At 72.5% G+C, this 17,232-nt stretch carries 14 protein-coding genes; 7 read left to right on the forward strand and 7 right to left on the reverse strand.

All coding sequences use genetic code 11. The features are described 5' to 3' along the window. Positions 1–127: 127 nt before the first annotated feature. Together BLU79_RS21515 and BLU79_RS21520 are read left to right on the forward strand one after the other, a co-directional pair. Complete coding sequence (locus tag BLU79_RS21515; protein WP_093907474.1) at positions 128–331, forward strand: cold-shock protein; 204 nt, start codon at positions 128–130, stop codon at positions 329–331. Between the two features lie 110 nt (positions 332–441). Next, positions 442–1,977: a DEAD/DEAH box helicase gene (locus tag BLU79_RS21520; protein ID WP_093907475.1), complete on the forward strand. Its 1,536-nt coding sequence runs from the start codon at positions 442–444 to the stop codon at positions 1,975–1,977. A gap of 10 nt (positions 1,978–1,987) precedes the next feature. Here the strand turns inward: BLU79_RS21520 and BLU79_RS21525 are convergent, their stop codons facing one another. Further along, positions 1,988–3,154 (reverse strand): DSD1 family PLP-dependent enzyme, encoded by a 1,167-nt coding sequence (locus tag BLU79_RS21525; RefSeq protein ID WP_177001119.1) that lies wholly within the window; start codon positions 3,152–3,154, stop codon positions 1,988–1,990. A gap of 264 nt (positions 3,155–3,418) precedes the next feature. Here BLU79_RS21525 and BLU79_RS21530 point away from each other — a divergent pair, with 264 nt between their 5' ends. After that, positions 3,419–6,352, forward strand: coding sequence for an AfsR/SARP family transcriptional regulator (locus BLU79_RS21530; RefSeq protein ID WP_218137789.1), 2,934 nt, complete (start codon positions 3,419–3,421; stop codon positions 6,350–6,352). A gap of 97 nt (positions 6,353–6,449) precedes the next feature. On the opposite strand, the gene BLU79_RS21535 is transcribed toward BLU79_RS21530, so the two are convergent. Further along, on the reverse strand, positions 6,450–7,259 hold the full coding sequence (locus BLU79_RS21535) for a cutinase family protein (RefSeq protein WP_177001120.1): 810 nt from the start codon (positions 7,257–7,259) through the stop codon (positions 6,450–6,452). Positions 7,260–7,397: 138 nt separating this feature from the next. Next, positions 7,398–8,435 (reverse strand): saccharopine dehydrogenase family protein, encoded by a 1,038-nt coding sequence (locus BLU79_RS21540; RefSeq protein WP_093907477.1) that lies wholly within the window; start codon positions 8,433–8,435, stop codon positions 7,398–7,400. 131 nt (positions 8,436–8,566) lie between these two features. Between BLU79_RS21540 and BLU79_RS21545 the strand changes: the two genes are divergently transcribed. Beyond that, complete coding sequence (locus BLU79_RS21545) at positions 8,567–9,529, forward strand: helix-turn-helix domain-containing protein (RefSeq protein ID WP_093907478.1); 963 nt, start codon at positions 8,567–8,569, stop codon at positions 9,527–9,529. On the opposite strand, the gene BLU79_RS21550 is transcribed toward BLU79_RS21545, so the two are convergent. From BLU79_RS21550 to BLU79_RS21565, 4 genes are all read right to left on the reverse strand, one after another. After that, a complete protein-coding gene (locus BLU79_RS21550) occupies positions 9,513–10,712 on the reverse strand; it encodes an NAD(P)/FAD-dependent oxidoreductase (RefSeq protein ID WP_093907479.1) in 1,200 nt (399 codons plus the stop codon). The two genes, BLU79_RS21545 and BLU79_RS21550, sit on opposite strands and share 17 nt — an antisense overlap. A gap of 115 nt (positions 10,713–10,827) precedes the next feature. Beyond that, a complete protein-coding gene (locus BLU79_RS21555) occupies positions 10,828–11,775 on the reverse strand; it encodes an RNA polymerase sigma-70 factor (protein WP_093907480.1) in 948 nt (315 codons plus the stop codon). Further along, positions 11,766–12,515: a hypothetical protein gene (locus BLU79_RS21560; RefSeq protein ID WP_093907481.1), complete on the reverse strand. Its 750-nt coding sequence runs from the start codon at positions 12,513–12,515 to the stop codon at positions 11,766–11,768. Before BLU79_RS21560 ends, BLU79_RS21555 begins: the two co-directional genes overlap by 10 nt. Beyond that, positions 12,505–13,020: a SigE family RNA polymerase sigma factor gene (locus BLU79_RS21565; RefSeq protein WP_093907482.1), complete on the reverse strand. Its 516-nt coding sequence runs from the start codon at positions 13,018–13,020 to the stop codon at positions 12,505–12,507. Before BLU79_RS21565 ends, BLU79_RS21560 begins: the two co-directional genes overlap by 11 nt. A 191-nt stretch (positions 13,021–13,211) precedes the next feature. Here BLU79_RS21565 and BLU79_RS21570 point away from each other — a divergent pair, with 191 nt between their 5' ends. The 3 genes from BLU79_RS21570 (at position 13,212) to BLU79_RS21580 (ending at position 17,149) form a co-directional block, all read left to right on the forward strand. Further along, the gene (locus BLU79_RS21570) at positions 13,212–14,264 is read left to right on the forward strand and encodes a sigma factor-like helix-turn-helix DNA-binding protein (protein ID WP_093907483.1); all 1,053 of its coding nucleotides are present in this window, start codon (positions 13,212–13,214) and stop codon (positions 14,262–14,264) included. 5 nt (positions 14,265–14,269) lie between these two features. Next, the gene (locus BLU79_RS21575; protein ID WP_093907484.1) at positions 14,270–16,006 is read left to right on the forward strand and encodes a transglycosylase domain-containing protein; all 1,737 of its coding nucleotides are present in this window, start codon (positions 14,270–14,272) and stop codon (positions 16,004–16,006) included. Positions 16,007–16,120: 114 nt separating this feature from the next. Further along, the gene (locus tag BLU79_RS21580; protein WP_093907769.1) at positions 16,121–17,149 is read left to right on the forward strand and encodes a Ppx/GppA family phosphatase; all 1,029 of its coding nucleotides are present in this window, start codon (positions 16,121–16,123) and stop codon (positions 17,147–17,149) included. The last annotated feature ends 83 nt before the right edge of the window (positions 17,150–17,232 follow it).

Genomic DNA, 17,232 nt, shown 5'->3' on the forward strand with positions numbered 1-17,232 from the left:
CCGTCGACGAGCACTCTTTGTGTTTCCGGGGCTTTCCGGGACTTCTAGATCTTCCCGTCGGGTCAAATCGCTGCTACGCCGGGTCCGCAAAGTGCGAACCCGGGCATTGCCTTAAGGGAGATTCAGCATGGCAACTGGCGTCGTGAAGTGGTTCAACGCGGAAAAGGGCTTCGGCTTCATCGAGCAGGAGGGTGGCGGCCCGGACGTGTTCGCCCACTACTCGAACATCGCCACGTCCGGCTTCCGTGAGCTTCAGGAAGGCCAGAAGGTGACCTTCGACGTCACGCAGGGCCAGAAGGGCCCCCAGGCCGAGAACATCGTTCCCGCCTGACGCTGACGCGCACGCACGGCCGGGGCCCGCACCTTTGGGGTGTGGGCCCCGGCCCGTGTGCGACTGGTGCCGACAGGCGCCGACAGGTGCTGTATCGAGGAAGGTCCCCATTGAACCGCTCGGCTCGTACGAACAGCAGCTCTTCCCGTTCCCGCACGGACAAGGGCTCCGCAGGCTCCGCCGGTACCGCCGGTTCCGCCCGGGGCAATCGCGTCCGTTCGCAGGGGACGGGCCGCCAGGGCGCTCCCTCGCGTTCGGCCAAGGGCGGGCGCAGCGGTCGCGGAGGCCGGCCCGCCGCGTCCGGTGGGGAGTTCGCGCTGCCGGTCACGCTGACCCCCGCACTGCCGCCGGTCGAGGCGTTCACCGAACTCGACATGCCGGGGCAGCTGTTGGCGACCCTGAGCGCCGAAGGTGTGACCGCCCCGTTCCCCATCCAGGCCGCGACGCTGCCGAACTCGCTGGCCGGCCGGGACGTTCTGGGCCGGGGACGCACGGGTTCGGGCAAGACGCTGGCCTTCGGCCTCGCGCTGCTGGCCCGTACGGCAGGACAGCGCGCCGAGCCCCGGCAGCCGCTGTCCCTCGTCCTCGTACCCACCCGTGAACTGGCCCAGCAGGTCACCGACGCGCTCACCCCCTACGCCCGTGCGCTGCGCCTGCGGCTCGCGACCGTCGTCGGCGGCCTGTCGATCGGCCGTCAGGCGAGTGCTCTGCGCGGCGGTGCCGAGGTCGTCGTCGCGACGCCCGGCCGGCTCAAGGACCTCATCGACCGGGACGACTGCCGGCTGGACCGCGTCGCCATCACCGTCCTCGACGAGGCCGACCAGATGGCCGACATGGGCTTCATGCCGCAGGTGACCGCCCTGCTCGACCAGGTGCGGCCCGACGGCCAGCGGCTGCTGTTCTCGGCCACCCTGGACCGTAATGTCGACCGGCTGGTCCGCAACTACCTGCACGATCCCGTCGTCCACTCGGTCGACCCGTCCGCAGGCGCCGTCACGACGATGGACCACCACGTGCTGCACGTGGAGGACGACGACAAGCACGCCACCACGACCGAGATCGCCGCCCGCGACGGACGAGTGATCATGTTCCTGGACAGCAAGCACGCGACGGACCGGCTCGCCAAGAAGCTCCTGGCCGTCGGTGTGCGCGCCGCCTCCCTGCACGGCGGCAAGTCGCAGTCCCAGCGCAACCGTGCCCTGACCCAGTTCAAGGACGGTCACATCACGGCGCTGATCGCCACCAACGTCGCCGCCCGCGGCATCCACGTCGACGACCTCGACCTCGTCGTCAACGTCGACCCGCCCGGCGACCACAAGGACTACCTGCACCGCGGCGGCCGTACCGCCCGCGCCGGCGAGTCCGGCACCGTAGTCACCCTGGTCCTGCCGCACCAACGCCGCGACGTGACGCGCCTGATGGCCGACGCCGGCATCACCCCGACGACCACCAGGGTCCGCTCGGGCGGGACGGAGCTGAGCAGCATCACCGGCGCCCGGACGCCCTCCGGCGTGCCCGTCGTCCTCGCTCCGCCCGTCACCGAGAACCGCCCCGAGCGCACGGGTTCCGCCCGGCGTTCGGGCCGCGGCCGACCCGCCCAGGGCCGCCGTCGCTCCTCCGCCGCCGCCAAGGGCCAGAGCCGCTGACACGGGCGCGTCACCAGCCGGTGACGCGCTTCCAGAAAGCCTGGATCCGCGGTGCGGCTTCGGCGGTTCGCGTGCCGTCGATGACGTGGTAGCCGTGGTGCTGCGCGGCCGTGGCGCAGGCGTGGTTGGGCAGGATCCGCAGCCGGGTGCCGACCGGCAGGTCGGGCAGGCGGGCTCCGTCGCGGACGGTGAGGGTGCCGTGCTCCTGGCTCGCGGCCGTCATGACCAGACCGGGGACGAGGGTGCCGTCGAGGTCGGTGACCAGGCCGTAGCCCTGGTCCTGCGCCTGGCCGGCGGTGCCCCGGTCGCGGGACATGGCCATCCAGCCGCCGTCGGTGACGATCCACCCGTACTCCGGGCGGTGGCCGATGACGGTGACGACGACCGACAGGGCGAGATCCTCGATGCGGCAGACGCCGAGGCCCGCCATCACCAGGTCGAAGAAGACGTAGTTGCCCGCGCGTAGTTCGGTGACGCCGGTGAGGTCCTCGGCGGCGTGGGCCGTGGGAGTGGAGCCGACGCTGACGGTGGCCACGGGCAGACCGGCCGCGCGCAGCCGCTCGGCAGCGGCGACGGCGGTGTCGCGTTCGTTCTTCGCCGCGAGTCGCTGCTCCTCGGCGGTGCAGGCGAAGTAGGACTCGCCCGCGTGGGTCAGTACGCCGTCCAGGCAGCCCGCGTCGTGCAGGATGCGGCCGATCTCGGGGAGCGCGGGGGCGTCGAGCCTGAGACCGCCGCGGTGGCCGTCGCAGTCGATCTCGATCTGGGTGGGGATGGGGAGGCCGGCCCCGCGGGCGGTGCCGGCGACGAACGCCGCCTGCTCGGTGCTGTCCAGGAGGATGCGCAGGGTGACGCCGCGGCGCAGCAGGGCGATCACGCGCGGGAGTTTGTGGGGGTCGATGCCCACGGCGTAGGTGATGTCGGTGTAGCCGCCGTCGGCGAAGGCCTCGGCCTCGGCGAGGGTGGAGACGGTGATCGGGCCGGGGGCGCCGTGGTGCAGGAGGGCGGCGACGTCGAGGCTCTTGGCCGTCTTCACGTGGGGGCGCAGGGCGACGCCGAGCCGGTCGGCCCTGGCTGCCAGCCGTGCGATGTTGCGCCGGGTCTTGTCGACGTCGACGACGGCGAAGGGGGTGTCGGGGTCGGCCAGGGTCTTGGCGGGGCCGGACGAGGGGGTGGGCACGGGGGCCGTCCTCCTGACAGTGGAGTGGATCCTGAGTCTGAGTTCTGGATTCTCCTTCCAACTATAGACGGGCAGTCCAGAAGTCCTCAGGGGTGTGGTGCCGTCGTACGCGATAGGGGCGGGACTTGTGATGGTCACAGCAGGTGACCGCAACCCTTATAGGCTCCCCGAGTGCCGATCAAGCGTGAGTTATCCACGGATGCAAATCAGCAACTTCGATTCGCTCTACTCGGTCCGCTTCAGGCTTGGCGCGGCGACGCGTCCGTGGAGCTCGGGCCGGTTCGTGAACAGGCTCTCCTGGCCGCTCTCCTGCTCCGCCCGGGCAGGACGGTCAGTCGGCAGCAACTGCTCGACGGGGTGTGGGGTGCGGATCCCCCGGGCACGGGCGACAAGGTGATCCCGGTCTATGTGCACCGGTTACGCAGACGCCTGGATGCGCTGGATGCGCTGGATGCACACGGAAGCGGGGATCGCTCGGCGGAGTCCGTGATCGGCACCGTTCGCGGTGGCTATCGCTTCGCACCGGCAAGCGCGGATGTGGATCTGAAGCGATGCGAGGAGATCGCCGCCGAGGGGCGTGCGGCGCGGGACGCCGGAGACCTGGATGCCGCGGTGGACGCATGGTCCAGGGCGCTGGGACTGTTCCACGGCGAGCCCCTGACCGGAATCCCCGGGCCCTTCGCGGAGGGGGAGCGCCTGCGGCTGGTGGAGCAGCGGCTCGTGCTGGTGCAGGACAGGGTGGCCTGCCTGCTCCGGCTGGGACGGCATGCCGAGGCCGTCGGTGAGCTCTTCTCCCTGACCACGGCCCACCCCCACAACGAGGCGCTGGCCGCCCTGCTCATGCGGGCTCTGCACGCCGGAAACCGGCAGGCCGACGCGCTCGACGTCTACACCGCGATGCGCCGCCGGCTGGTGGACGAGCAGGGGGTGGAGCCCGGCGCCGAACTGCGCCGGGTGCATGAGGCGGTCCTTCGGGGCGACGACGCGTTGCTGCTCGGTGCCGCGTCCGTGCGCGAGGGCCGGGCGGTGCGGCAGTCCGCTCCGGCGGACCTGCCGACCGAACCTCCCGAGCCGGATCTGGCTCCTCAGCAGCGCCGGATACGCCAGGAACTGCCCGTCGAGATCGGTCACTTCACTGGGCGGAGCCGTGAACTCGACCTTCTCCTCGCGCCTGCCGACGCGCGGGCGGTCACCGTCCGGGCGGTGGACGGCATGGCCGGGGTCGGGAAGACCGCGCTGGTGGTGCGGGCGGCACGAGCGCTGCAGGACCGGTACCCCGACGGCTGCCTGTTCGTGGAGCTGCACGGGCATCGCGAGGACCGTGAGACGGCTGGGCGGCATCGAGTGCTGCGCCGGTTGCTGCGGGCGGTGGGCGCCGGTGAGGGCGAGGGATCCGAGGACCTGGACGAGTCGGCCGCGTCCTGGCGGGCGGCGACCGCCTCCCTGCGACTGCTCCTGGTCCTCGACGATGCCTCCCGCGCCGAGCAGGTGCGGCCGCTGATACCCGCCGGCCCCGGCAGCATGGTGATGGTGACGAGCCGTCGGCGCCTCACAGGCTTGGACGCGGACCGCAGGGTCTCCCTGTCACCCCTCGACATCGACGAGGCGGCGGGGCTGCTGACCCGCATCGTCGGCGGCGACGGATCCGACCGCGAGCGCATCGCCGTACGCGAACTGGCCGCCTTGTGCGACCGGCTCCCGCTGGCGTTGCGCATCGTCGGGGCACGCATACAGGACCGCCCGTTGTGGGAGGTGGAAGCCCTGCTGGCGCGACTGGCCGACGACGAGCGGCGGCTCGACGAACTCGCGGTGGAGGATCGCAGCGTCGAGGCCGCGTTCCAGATCTCCTACGACCGGCTACCGGCCGCCGAGCAGCGTGCCTTCCGCGCCCTGGGCCTGTCGCCCACCGTGCGGCTGGACCGGCTGACGCTGGCCGCGCTGCTCGACTGGACACCCGCCGACGCCGAGCGCCGCCTGGAGAGCCTGGCGGACGCGAGTCTGGTGCAGCGGGTGACCTCCGACCGCTACCGGTTGCACGACCTGGCCGCGGTCTACGCCCGACGCGTGGCCGCCGCATCACCCGAGGAGGTCGCGGCAGGCCGCAGCGGTGTGTTCCGGCTGTACGTGACCGCCGCCCGCTGCGCCGGCGACTGGGGCGCCTCCTTCCCCACCGGCCCGCAGGGCATCGGCCCCTTCACCGACTGGGAGGAGGCCACCGCCTGGCTGGACGCGGCGGGCGGTGAACTCATCGACGTGGTCGGTCAGGCGGTGGCCGTGGGCCGGCTGGACGTCGCCTGCTGGATCGCCGAGGGCCTGGTCGACTACCTCACCCGGCAGGGGCGGTTCCACGAGTGCCGCACCGCGCTGGAGACGGTGCTGCCGCTGGTGGACCGGGCGACCGACCGGCGCATGGTCTCGGCGCTGCGCACGAGCCTGGGCATCGTGTACGGGCTGCAGGGCCGTTACGAACAAGCCCGCACCTGGTTCACGCAGGCTGTGGACATCAGCCGCCGGGCCGGTGACCCGCATCAGCAGGCCTGGGCCGCGGCCGGGTTCGGGACCTTCGCCAACCTGGAGGGGCGGATAGCCGAGTCCATGACCCACTTCGCCGAAGTCGCCCGCCTGATGGGGACGTTCGCCCACGACGGCTGGCTCACGGGTTCGGTGATGACCCGCGTCGGCGACATTCACCACCAGCTCGGAGAGTACGAGAAGGCGTACGACCGCTACCTGGACGCGATCGCCCTCGCCGAGAAGACGGGCAGTCCCCGGCTGCTCGGCAAGACGCTGCTCCGCCTGGGCGGCCTCCAACTCGACCTCGACCGACCCGCCGAGGCCGCGGGCACCCTCGGCAAGGCCGAGGACCTGGCCAGGCGGCTCGGGGACGTCCCCCTGTATGCCGCCGTACTCGGCAGGCTGGCCACGGCCGAAGCGGACCTGGGCAACCCGCAGGCGGCCGCCGAACTGCGCCGCCGGTCCCGCGCGATCCTGGACGAGCAGACCGGCACCGCCTCGGAGATCGCGATACGCCACCGGCTGATCTGGCACGGCGCGGTGGCAGAAGACCTGGCCGGGGCGCGCGACTTCTTCGAGCGGTCCACCACCCTCCCCGACGCCGACGCCAACCGGGCGAGGATCTCGCGGGTTCTGGACGATCTGGGGCGGCGACGACAGCTGGGCGGGGACGACCGCACGTAGCCCCTCGCCGCTCGGGCGGAGTCGGCCCGGCCGACGCGTGGTCGGCCGGGCCGCTGTTCCCCCTGCCCCGTCCCCCGTCCCCCTCCCGCCAGGAGCCCTACTCGGCGCTGCCGTCGGCCTTCCTCCAGTAGACCCCGTGCGTACCGTGCTCAGCCAAGGTCTGGGGGATGACGAACTCCGGGTACTTCCAGTGCAGGTTGAAGTAGCCGGGCGCGTTCAGGGGGGACCTCAGGTCGCACACCGGGTCGGCGGTGATGCAGTACCGCGCGACCGGAATGCCGTTGAACTCCGCCGGGCCGACGCCGGGAGAGGTGGCCACCCCGGGAATGCCCACCCCCTTGGGGATCTTCGCCCCGAGGCCGGTGTCGGGCTGCATCGGGTCGGCGTAGAGCACACCGTCGACCTGCGAGAGCGGAATGCCGGTGCTGCCGGCCGCGATCGTCTGGAGCACCTCGTCGGCGATCTGTGCGCCCTGGGAGTAGCCGGTGATCGTGAGATGTGCGGCCGGGTGCCGACGGTGGGTTTCCTTCGCCGTCTCCAACGCCGCCTGGTAGCCCTTCTGCACGCTGGAGTCGTAGGTCGGTGCGGTGAGAGCGTCGGGGTTGACGTTCAGGCCGTCGACGAGCCCGCCGTGGGGGCCGATGAGCGGGCCGGCGCTGGCCGGGTAGCACACCGGGACCGCGGAGGAACCGAGGTTGAGAGCCTGGTTCGCCCGGTCGTAGGAGTCGGTGGCGGTGTCGCATCCGGGCCGGGACTTCGTGGGACCGGTTCCGCCGATCTGGATGTAGTAGTGCTCCGCGTCGGCCGCCTGCGCGGCGGAGGGGAAGGCCACAGCGGTGCCGACCGCCAGCGCCGCCGTCGTGGCCGCGACGCCGACAGCCCGTGCCAGCCTGCTCGTACTCGACATGTCTGATCTCCCCGTGAAGTCGTGGGCGTACCCGTCAACGAACAGATCCGACGCTAGGAAAGGCCCTTCACATCGCGATGACATGCTGATGACTGCGCAGGTGAGGGGCATGGCATGCGCTTGCGGTGGCGCCTTGTGTCACCCCCGGCCGGGCAGTTCGGTGGACAGCCGCCCCGACAGCGCCTTGAGGAACTCGGGCGCGTCGAAGATCGCGCCGGCCGAGGCGACGCCGACCGTCCTGGTCTGCCCGGTGAGGATGCGGTGGACCGCCTCCACGGCGAGGGGCGCGGTGACGGCGTAGATGTCCTGCCCCCTTGCCACAGCGCGCCGTTCGATGCCGCCGGAGCGTACGACGACGTCGACGAGGAAGGTCTGCGCCGACCGGCCGTGCTCGTCGACCGCGGCCGGTGCCGGGGTGTCCGGTGCCGCCAGCTCCCTGGCCGCCTCCGTCGTCATGTAGGTGCGCACCTCCGGAACGGACAGGTGGCTGGGGACGGTGACGACGTCGGCCATCGTGAACTCGCCGATGACGGTCCTGGTGCCCATCGGGTCGGGGAAGGGCCACTCCAGGGTCGGCGCGGTGTCGTCGCGGTACTCCAGGCGCCCGCCCGCGTAGCGGACGCGTCGGCCGCCTCGTCGCGACCGGGAGACGTCGCCCGCGGCACGCGTCCCGGCGGTGGGGTGCCAGCCGCTCAGCCCGTACGCGATGTGCGCCTCGTCGGCCGTCGTCCAGTCGCCCATCGCCGCGGTGGCCAGCAGGTCGCCGAGACCGCCGTAGAAGGCCATCGCCGGGACGATCACCGCTCCCTCGGCGCGAGCGCGGTCCGTGAAGTGCGTGAACGTGTCGAGGTTGGCCTCGATCTCGGCCGCCACGTCCACGTACGGGATCCCGGCGCGCAGGGCCGCCTCGATCACGGGGGCGGCGGTCAGGGCGAACGGTCCGGCACAGTTGATCACGGCGACCGCGCCGGCCAGCGCACGGTCCAGCGAGGCCGGGTCGTCGACGGACGCCGGCCGGGTGTCGAGGCCGGGCTCGGACTCCGCCAGCGCCCGCAGCTTGTCGGCGTCGCGGCCGGAGGCGACCGGGACGAACCCACGATCCCGCAGCTCTGCCACCACGAAGCGCCCGGTGTGCCCGTAGGCGCCGAAGACCGCCACCGTGTTTCCCGATCCCATGACTTCTCCCCGTGCTGCTCGAATGGTCCGCGCGACCGGCGCGACCGGCTTGATCCGCTGTGGAACATCCTGGCGAGGGTCGGCGGTCCGCCGTGAGTGTCCGGAACGACAGGGCTCGTACAATTCCGGACATGGGCACTGTCGCGCTGGCCGTCACCGACGGCATGCTCCACTTCGAACTGTCCGTGGCCCACGAGGTGTTCGGCTCCGCCCCGGCCGGCGTGCGGGTGCCTTGGTACGACCTCGCCGTCTGCGGGTCGGACGCCGTGCGGGTCGGCCGGTTCCGGCTGGAGCCCGACCACGGGCTCGACCGGCTCCGGTACGCCGACACCGTGATCGTCCCCGGCTGGGCGAACGTCGACGTGGCTCCGCCGGCCGGCCTGGTCGACGCGGTGCGCGCGGCCCACGAGGCGGGCGCCCGGGTGGCCTCCCTCTGCACGGGTGCGTTCGTCCTGGCCGCCGCCGGACTGCTGGACGGAAGGCGCGCGACCACGCACTGGGCGCACACGGAGGTACTCGCCGAGCGCTACCCCGAGGTGGCGGTCGACCCCGACGTGCTCTACGTCGACAACGGCAGCGTGCTCACGTCGGCGGGCAAGGCCGCCGCGCTGGACCTGTGCCTGCACCTCGTCCGCCTCGACCACGGCTCGGCGATCGCCAACACCGTCGCCCGCCGGCTGGTCGTGCCGCCCCACCGGGCGGGCGGCCAGGCCCAGTTCGTCGCCGCCCCCGTACCCTCCCGGGACGACCACCCGCTCTCCGCGCTGCTCCCCTGGATCGTCGAACGCCTGGACCGCCCGCTGACCGTGGAGGATCTGGCCCGCCGGGCCCGGATGAGCTCACGCCACCTGGGCCGCCACTTCAGGGCGGCCACCGGCACCACCCCGCTGCAATGGCTGCTCACCCAACGGATCCGCCGTGCCCAGGAGTTGCTGGAGAGCACCGACGACAGTGTCGACGCCATCGCGGCGGCCACCGGCATGGGCACCGCCACGACACTGCGCCGACACTTCAACCGCACCCTCGGAGTGCCCCCGGACACCTACCGGCGCACCTTCCGCTCAGGGCCCGGCCCGGTCAGGCCGACGCCCTGACCGCCGAGCCCGCCCCGGCCGGCTCCCACACGACGCGGCGGCGCCGGGTCGGGAGGCCGAACGTCGGGTTGGCGACGCTCCAGGCCGCGCCCTTGCAGACCAGCTCCTTGTAGACCGCGGCGAGGCGTCCCGTCAGGGCCGCCCGGACGGCGCGGTCGTCGGCGGTGACGTACTGGATCAGGCCCTCCTTGCGGCCCAGCGAGATGCACTGGTTGAAGTAGCGGAGCGGCACGTTCGGGAGCTTCCCGCCGGTCAGACGTGCCGTGATGGCCTCGGCCGCCTGCCACGCGGTGAAGCCGCCCGAGGCGCACGACATCCGCAGCGGCTTGTCGCCTGCGCCCATCGCCAGGGCCGCGTCGCCGATGGCGTACACGTCGGGGTGGGAGACCGAGCGCATGGTCCCGTCGACCACGATCTGGCCGGTGTCGGTGACGTCCAGGGTGGTGGCCCGCGCGAGCGGGTGGACGGCGAAGCCGGTGGTCCAGACGGTGACCGCGGCCGGGATCGTGCCGCCGTCGGCGGTGGTGACGTGGTCGGCCGCGACCTCGGTGACCGCGGCGTGCTCGTGCACGGTGACGTCGAGCCCGTCGAGGACCTTCCGCAGGTGCCGGGTGCCCTTGGGGGAGAGCCAGTCGCCGAGAGCGCCGCGGGCGGCCAGGGCGACGTCGAGGTCGGGGCGGGCCTCGGCGATCTCGGTCACGGCCTCCAGGCCGGTCAGGCCGCCGCCGACCACGACCACGGACTGTCCGGCGTCCAGGCCGGCCAGGCGCTCGCGCAGCCGGAGCGCTCCCGGGCGGGAGGCGATCTCGTGGGCGTGCTCGGTGGTGCCGGGGACACCGTGGTCGCTCCAGGCGCTGCCGAGGGCGTACACCAGGGTGTCGTAGTGCACCAGCTCCTGCGTGCCGTCGGCGTCGGTGACGGCGACCGTCCTGCGGTCGACGTCCACGCCGGTGACCTTCGCGAGCCGCAGTTCGACGCCGGTGCCCGCGAACATCTCCTTGAAGGGCCGGGGCGTGAGCTCCTGGCCGACCGCGAGCTGGTGCATTCGTACGCGCTCGACGAAGTCGGGCTCGGCGTTCACGAGGGTGATGGTGACGTCCGCGCGGTGCAGCCGCTTGGCGAGGCGCCCGGCCGCGGTGACACCGGTGTAGCCGGCTCCGAGGACGACGATGCGGTGCTGCATGTCCGTACTCCTGTCTTGGGCGGATCTTGCGCTGATTCGCCCCTTGAACCGGGCAGCTCGCCGTTTCCTGACAGGAATGGAATGTGAAGCACGTCACATGGGTCGGCAGGGGAGGTCAGAAGGCGTTGAGCAGCAGAGGCTCCCCGTGGTCCATCGCCGCCCACCGCTCCGCCGCGCGTCCGAGCTTGTCGGGGTTGACCTGGTTGCGGACCCCGACGATGCCCTCGGCGGTCACCTCCAGGCACATGACGCCGATGACCCGGCCGTCGAGGACCGCCACGACGGCCGGGTCGCCGTTGGCGGTCGCGGCGTAGATCTCGGGCGAGCCGCCGACGATGGCGCGCTTGGCCTCGCCGGGCTTGAACAGACCCCGCAGGAACTTCGCCACCGCGACAGCGCCCTCGAACGCCTTCGCGCGGGCCGGGACCTTGCCGCCGCCGTCGCCGATCGAGACGGCGTCCTGGGTGAGCAGCCGGACGAGCGGCTCGGTACGACCGCTGGTGGCCGCCTCCAGGAACTCCTCCACGATGCGCCGCGCGGCGGCCTCGTCGACCTCGGTGCGGGCCTTGCCGGCCGCGACGTGCTTCTTGGCACGGTGCAGGATCTGCTGGCTGGCGGCCTCGCTGAGGTCGAGGATCTCGGCGATCTCCCGGTGCGGGTAGTCGAAGGCCTCCCGCAGCACGTACACCGCCCGCTCGCCCGGCGAGAGGCGTTCGAGTACGGCGAGGACGGCGAACGAGATCGATTCGCGCTGCTCGGCGGTGTCGGCCGGGCCGAGCATAGGGTCACCGGCGAGGAGCGGCTCGGGGAGCCATTGGCCCACGTAGGTCTCGCGCCGGGCGCGGGCCGAGGTGAGCTGGTTGAGGCACAGGTTGGTGAGTACCTTCGTCAGCCAGGCCTCGGGGACCTCGATGCGGTCGATGTCGGCGGCCTGCCAGCGCAGGAACGTTTCCTGCACGGCGTCCTCGGCCTCGCTCGCGGAGCCGAGGAGGCGATAGGCGATGGCCTCCAGGCGGGGCCTCGTTGCCTCGAACCGGTCCACGTCGTTCACGGTCAGCGCCATGATTCGGATCCTAGTCCCCTGGCGGTCTCGGAAGCCCGGTCGGAAGGCGTGGCACTCGGCGTCGTAGCGGTCGTCACCGAGATGCTGTCGCCGACGCGCATCCGGGCGTAGAACCACTTGGCGTCCCCGCCGTCGAGGGCGATCCAGTCGCTGGTGACCTTGTACTCGCCGAGGGCCAACGGCTTGGTGTAGCTGCCGACGTAGAGAGGCTGGTCCCGTGTGTCGCGCAGCTCGACCACGTAGGGGACGGCCACGTCGACGGGGCCCTTGGAGGGCACACCTATGACCAGGTCGCTGACGGCGTGTTTCTTGACCACCGTCAGCGGGCCCGCGAACCTGACGGAGCCGTCGTATCCCGCGAGAAACGGCAGTACCCGGCCGTCGACCGTGAGGGTGCGCTCGGACAGGAGGAGCGTGCCGGCGACCGGTTCGGGGGCGCCCGGGGACGGCGGGACGGACTGGGCCGGGCCGCTCGTCGGACCGCTCGTGGGCCCGCTCGTCGCCCCGTCCGCGGCCGGGATGTGAGGCCGGACCGAACGGTCCGCGGGCCCGTCGAGGGCCGATGTCAGGGCGAGGCCCAGCAGGGCGAGGGCCGCGGTTCCCGCGCCGAGGGTCACGGTGGCACGGCGGCGGCGCCTGCGGCGCACGGCACGGCCGCGTATCCCGGCGCCGTCGACGACCGGTGGGGTGGCCCGGCTCGCGGCCAACTCGCGCAGCCGGTCGGAGAGTTCATCGGACACGGCCGCTCTCCTCCCGTACCGGCCCGTCGGCCTCGTCCACCGCGAGACGCTTCGCCAGAGCCGCCCGCCCCCGGGACAGCCTCGCCTTGACCGTCCCCACGGGCGCACCGGTCTCGGAGGCTACCTGCTGCACGCTCAGGTCACACAAATGGTGCAGGACGATCGCCATCCGCTGAACCTCGGGCAGTTCGCGCAGGGCGGCCACGAGCGCGGTGTGCTCGGGGTCCGGCCCGGGGGTGGAGTCGGGCGGCGGAGTGCGCCGTACCAGTTCCAGCCAGCGTTTCGCCCGCCGCCAGCGGCTCACCGCCAGCCGCATGGCGACCGTACGGATCCATGCCTCGGGGGCACTGTCCGCGAGGAACTGTCTGCGCCGGCCCCAGGCCCGTACGAACGCTTCCTGTACGACGTCCTGGGCCTCGCCGTGGTCTCCGGTGAAGGCGTAGAGCTGTCCGGTCAGCCGGGGGAACGCGGTCGCGTAGAACGCGTCGAACTCTTCCTCCGTCATGCCCCCACCGGAATCCGTGCCCTCTCCTTGCAACCCGGCCACCTCCGCCGTGCGTACAGGTCCCGTCCGGGAAGACGGCGCACAGGGGTCCCAGGCTCCCCTTTTTCTCAACGGCGTTGGCTCCTCGGCTGCTCAACCTATCTCCACGCTCCATCAGTTGGCCCCAGTTCCCGAGCCGAAGGACCGCCCACGTGCCACCGACCCCCCACGCACTCCCCGCAGGCCACGACTTCGCCGCCTACGCCCGCACGCACTGGTCCGGGCTGCTGGCGACCGCGCGGCTGCTCACCGAAGACCCCGGTGCGGCGGAGGAGTTGGTGCGGAGAACGCTGGTGCGGATGTGCGCGCGGTGGCGGCGCGTGCCGCGCAACGACGTGGACTTCCATGTACGGCGCTGTCTGGTGCGGGGCCATCTGCGCCCGGTGCGCGGCCGGCGGGCGGCGCGGCGGCGGGCCGTTCTGGTGCTGCGGTTCTGGGAGGGGCTGGCGGACGCGGAGATCGCCCAGTTGCTGGGCTGTTCGGTGGGCGCGGTGCGGGCCCAGGTCAGGCAGGGCCTCAAGGCGACCGGCGCCGACCCCGGACGGCTGCGCGAGGTGTACGCCCGCGCCGTCGAGGACGTCGTGCCGTCCGAGGCGCCGCTGGCCGACCTCCAGACAGGGGGCCGCATCCGGCGGCGGCGCCGCATCGCCGTGGCCTCGGCCGTGTGCGCGGCGCTGCTCACACCGGTCGCGCTGCTCGGCGTCGACCGCATGAGCGGTGCAAAGGACGGGACTTCCGGAGCCCGGGCCGGGGAGGGCACCGGTTCGGCGGCGAGCCCGATCCGGGTCGTGGCGCCGGGCGAGCGGGTGACCGCCGGGCCGGGGGTGCGGGTGTGGCTGACGGCGGATCGCGGGTACTGGTCGGTGCCGGTCCGCCTCAAGGGGCTGGAGGACAGCGAGCCCGCCCGCGACGAAGCGGGGGTCTCCCTGCGGGTCGACAACGTGGACGGCGGGTTCTTCCTGTCGGGCCTCTTCCACGGCCTGAAGGGCGAACCGAGCCGCGTCGAGGTGAGGACCGGCGACGGCACCGTCACCGCGAAGGTGCTCGTCCTGGCGGGCAGTCCGGGCTGGGGCCTTTGGTACGCGAGCGCGCCCGTGCCCGACAAGGACATGAAAGCGGTCCTCTCCACCGCCGGGGACGAGCGGATCGTCAAGGTGTACGACGCGTCGGGCCAGGTCGCCGCACGGTCGGAGCGCGAGTGGTGACGGATATGAACGGGCCGGACGGGCAGGATGAGCGGGACAAACCGGGCAGGTTGCTGTCGGCGCGCATCGCACGGCGCGTCGAGAAGCGGACCCGGCACCGTGTGCGCGTGCCGCTGCGGACCCGGTTCCGGCGCACCCGGGGCCGGCGACTGCGCCTGCTGCTCTACGCCTTCCTCACGCTGGTCGCGACGCTGTGCGCGGCGGCCGTCCTGGCGTACCACCTGACGCCCATTCCGAAGCCGCACCCCGAGACCGTCATCCAGAGCACCGTGTTCCTCGACTCGGACGGCGCCTATCTCGGCCGGCGCGGACCGGTCGACCGGCAGGACGTGCCGCTGTCGGCGGTCCCCCGGCATGTGCAGGAGGCGGTGATCGCCGCGGAGAACCGGTCCTTCCGTACGGACAGCGGGATCTCGCCGAAGGCCATCGCACGGGCCACACTCGCGACCCTGACCGGCGGCGACCCGCAGGGCGGCTCCACCATCACCCAGCAGTACGTGAAGAACGCGCTGCTGAGCCCGGAGCGTTCGCTGTCCCGCAAGGCGCGCGAGGCGATCGTCGCCATCAAGCTGGACCGCACCCGGACCAAGGACGAGATCCTGGAGGGCTATCTCAACACCGTGTACTTCGGCCGGGGTGCCGCCGGGATCCAGTCCGCCGCGCGCAACTACTTCGGCGTGGACGCGAAAAGCCTGACGGTGGCTCAGGGCGCGGCGCTCGCGTCCATCGTCAACATCCCCTCGTACTACGAGAAGGCGGGCTCCGATCCGAAGGTGACCGCGAAGCTGCGGGACCGCTGGGAGTGGGTGCTCGACGCGATGGCGGCGAGCGGCAGCATCACGGCGGGGCAGCGCGCCGAGGCACGTTTCCCGGCGTTCCGGTTCTATCCGCCGGGCGAGACGGAGGGGCAGCGGCAGTATCTGATCGACGTCGCCGCGAAGGAGGCCGCCGACCGGCTCGGCATCACCGAGGACCAACTGGCGAGCGGCGGCTACAGCGTGACGACCACCTTCGACCTGGCGCTCCAGGACAGCGCCGCGCAGCTGGTCCAGGAGCATCCCGGGGGCAAGGGCGGCGTCCGGGTGCACACCGCCGTCGTCGGGACGGTGCCCGGCGACGGGGCGGTCCGGCTGCTGTACGGGGGCTCGGACTACGCACGGCAGCCGTTCAACGACGCGGTGAGCGGGGCGGTGGAGGCGGGCACGGCACTGGAGCCGTTCAGTGCGCTGCGCGGGGCGGGCGAGCCCCTGCGCGCCCTGCTGCGGACACCGGCGCCGACTCCGCTGAAGCTGGCGTCGGCCTACGCGACGCTGGCGGCGGACGGCAGATACGCCGCCCCGTACACCGTCGCGCGCATCACCCAGGAGGGCCGGACCGTCTACCGGGCCCGTCCCGATGTGCGCCGGGTGCTGGACGAGAAGGAGGCGCTCGTGGCGGGCGCGCGCATGGGGATCGCGCCGACGCCCGCCGAAGTCGGCTCGGCGGTCGGGAAGGGGTTCGTCACCGGCGGGGCGGGCGGCGGCATCACCCGGCGCACCGTGTGGAGCACCGGCTACGACGCCCGACTCGCCCTGACGGTCGCGCTGTTCGCCGACCGGGCGGGCACCAAGAAGGGCACGACGGTGCCGACGCAGCTACCGAACGAGCCGCCACCGGTCGAGTTCGCGCAGGGGGTGACGACGGGGATCTGGGAGGCCGCCACGAAGAGCGAGCCGCCCGCCTCCGTACGCCGACCGGGGTGAGCGGCGGGCGCACGGCGCTGTGCGCCCGCGCACAACTGCAGGCGCTGCGGGCGTTCTGTTCCGCAACTTCCTTGCTGAATGCATCAATTGAGCGGTGCGGGGTACGCCGAGGCCGTGAGAATAAGTGTGCTGGACACGGGCTCCAACACGGTCCGGTTGGCCGTGTGTGACGTGGGGGACGGGGTGCCGCTTCCGGTGCACACCGCGAAGTGGAAATTGCGCCTGTCCGAACAGGTCGGCAGCGACGGCTGCCTCGGGGAGGAGGCCACGGAGCATCTGGTCAAGGCGCTGAACGCGGCGGTGGAGACGGCGCGGCAGTGGGACGCGCCGGACCCGCTGGCGTTCGCGACCGCCGTGGTGCGCGACGCTCCCGACCGGGCGGACGTCCTGCGGGCCGTGCACAGCCGGACCGGTCTGCGTCTGCGGGTGCTGCCGGGTGAGGCGGAGGCCCGGCTGACGTTCCTGGGTGCCCGGCGCTGGATGGGCTGGCGTTCGGGCCCGCTGGCCCTGTTCGACATCGGCGGCGGCTCTTTCGAAGTGGCCTTCGGCCGCGGCAGGACGCCCGAGTTCGCGGCCGCCCTGCCGCTCGGTGCCAACCGTCTCACCAACGAGTTCTTCACCTCGTCCGACCCTCCCGCGCCCTCCGAGGTGGCCGCCCTGCGCCGCTCGGTCCGCCATCAACTGCGGGACGTCTCCGCCCGCATCCGCTGGGAGCATCCGCAGACCGCCGTAGCCACCTCACGGACGTTCCAGCAGCTGGGGCGGCTGTGCGGCACCGCTCCGGGACGGCACGGCCCGTTCGTCGAGCGGGTCCTGCACCGGCGCGACCTCCGTCATGCGATCGACCGTCTGGTCCTGCTGTCCGTCGCCGAGCGGGCCGGACTTCCCGGCATCTCCGCCCCTCGGGCCCGGCAGAGTCTGGCGGGCGCGATCGTCGGGCACTCCGTGATGAAGCTCAGTGGCGTGAAGAGCCTGGTGATCTGCCCCTGGGCCCTGCGCGAGGGCATCCTCCTGCGCTACCTGGAGGACGGGGCCGACTGGTGGGCCGATCTGGAGCGGCACGGGGAGTGGGGACAGGGCCTGGACGGAACGGCGGGCGGCCCACGGCCACTGCGCATGGCGAGGGCGTCGTCGGTGCCCTGAGACGTCGCGTGCCTGTCGGGGCGCACCCGTTCGTCCGGCCGTAAACCCAGTGGCGGACCCGGGCCTTCGCGAGCGAGCATGCA

Source organism: Streptomyces sp. cf386, from assembly GCF_900103585.1.
Taxonomy (GTDB): domain Bacteria; phylum Actinomycetota; class Actinomycetes; order Streptomycetales; family Streptomycetaceae; genus Streptomyces.

Excerpts from the sequence above, each read along its gene's own strand:
- BLU79_RS21540 (WP_093907477.1), bottom strand. The coding sequence starts at position 8,435 with ATGGGATCGGGAAACACGGTGGCGGTCTTCGGCGCCTACGGGCACACC.
- BLU79_RS21545 (WP_093907478.1), top strand. The coding sequence starts at position 8,567 with ATGGGCACTGTCGCGCTGGCCGTCACCGACGGCATGCTCCACTTCGAA.
- BLU79_RS21565 (WP_093907482.1), bottom strand. The coding sequence starts at position 13,020 with ATGACGGAGGAAGAGTTCGACGCGTTCTACGCGACCGCGTTCCCCCGG.
- BLU79_RS21555 (WP_093907480.1), bottom strand. The coding sequence starts at position 11,775 with ATGGCGCTGACCGTGAACGACGTGGACCGGTTCGAGGCAACGAGGCCC.
- BLU79_RS21515 (WP_093907474.1), top strand. The coding sequence starts at position 128 with ATGGCAACTGGCGTCGTGAAGTGGTTCAACGCGGAAAAGGGCTTCGGC.
- BLU79_RS21535 (WP_177001120.1), bottom strand. The coding sequence starts at position 7,259 with ATGTCGAGTACGAGCAGGCTGGCACGGGCTGTCGGCGTCGCGGCCACG.
- BLU79_RS21550 (WP_093907479.1), bottom strand. The coding sequence starts at position 10,712 with ATGCAGCACCGCATCGTCGTCCTCGGAGCCGGCTACACCGGTGTCACC.
- BLU79_RS21575 (WP_093907484.1), top strand. The coding sequence starts at position 14,270 with ATGAACGGGCCGGACGGGCAGGATGAGCGGGACAAACCGGGCAGGTTG.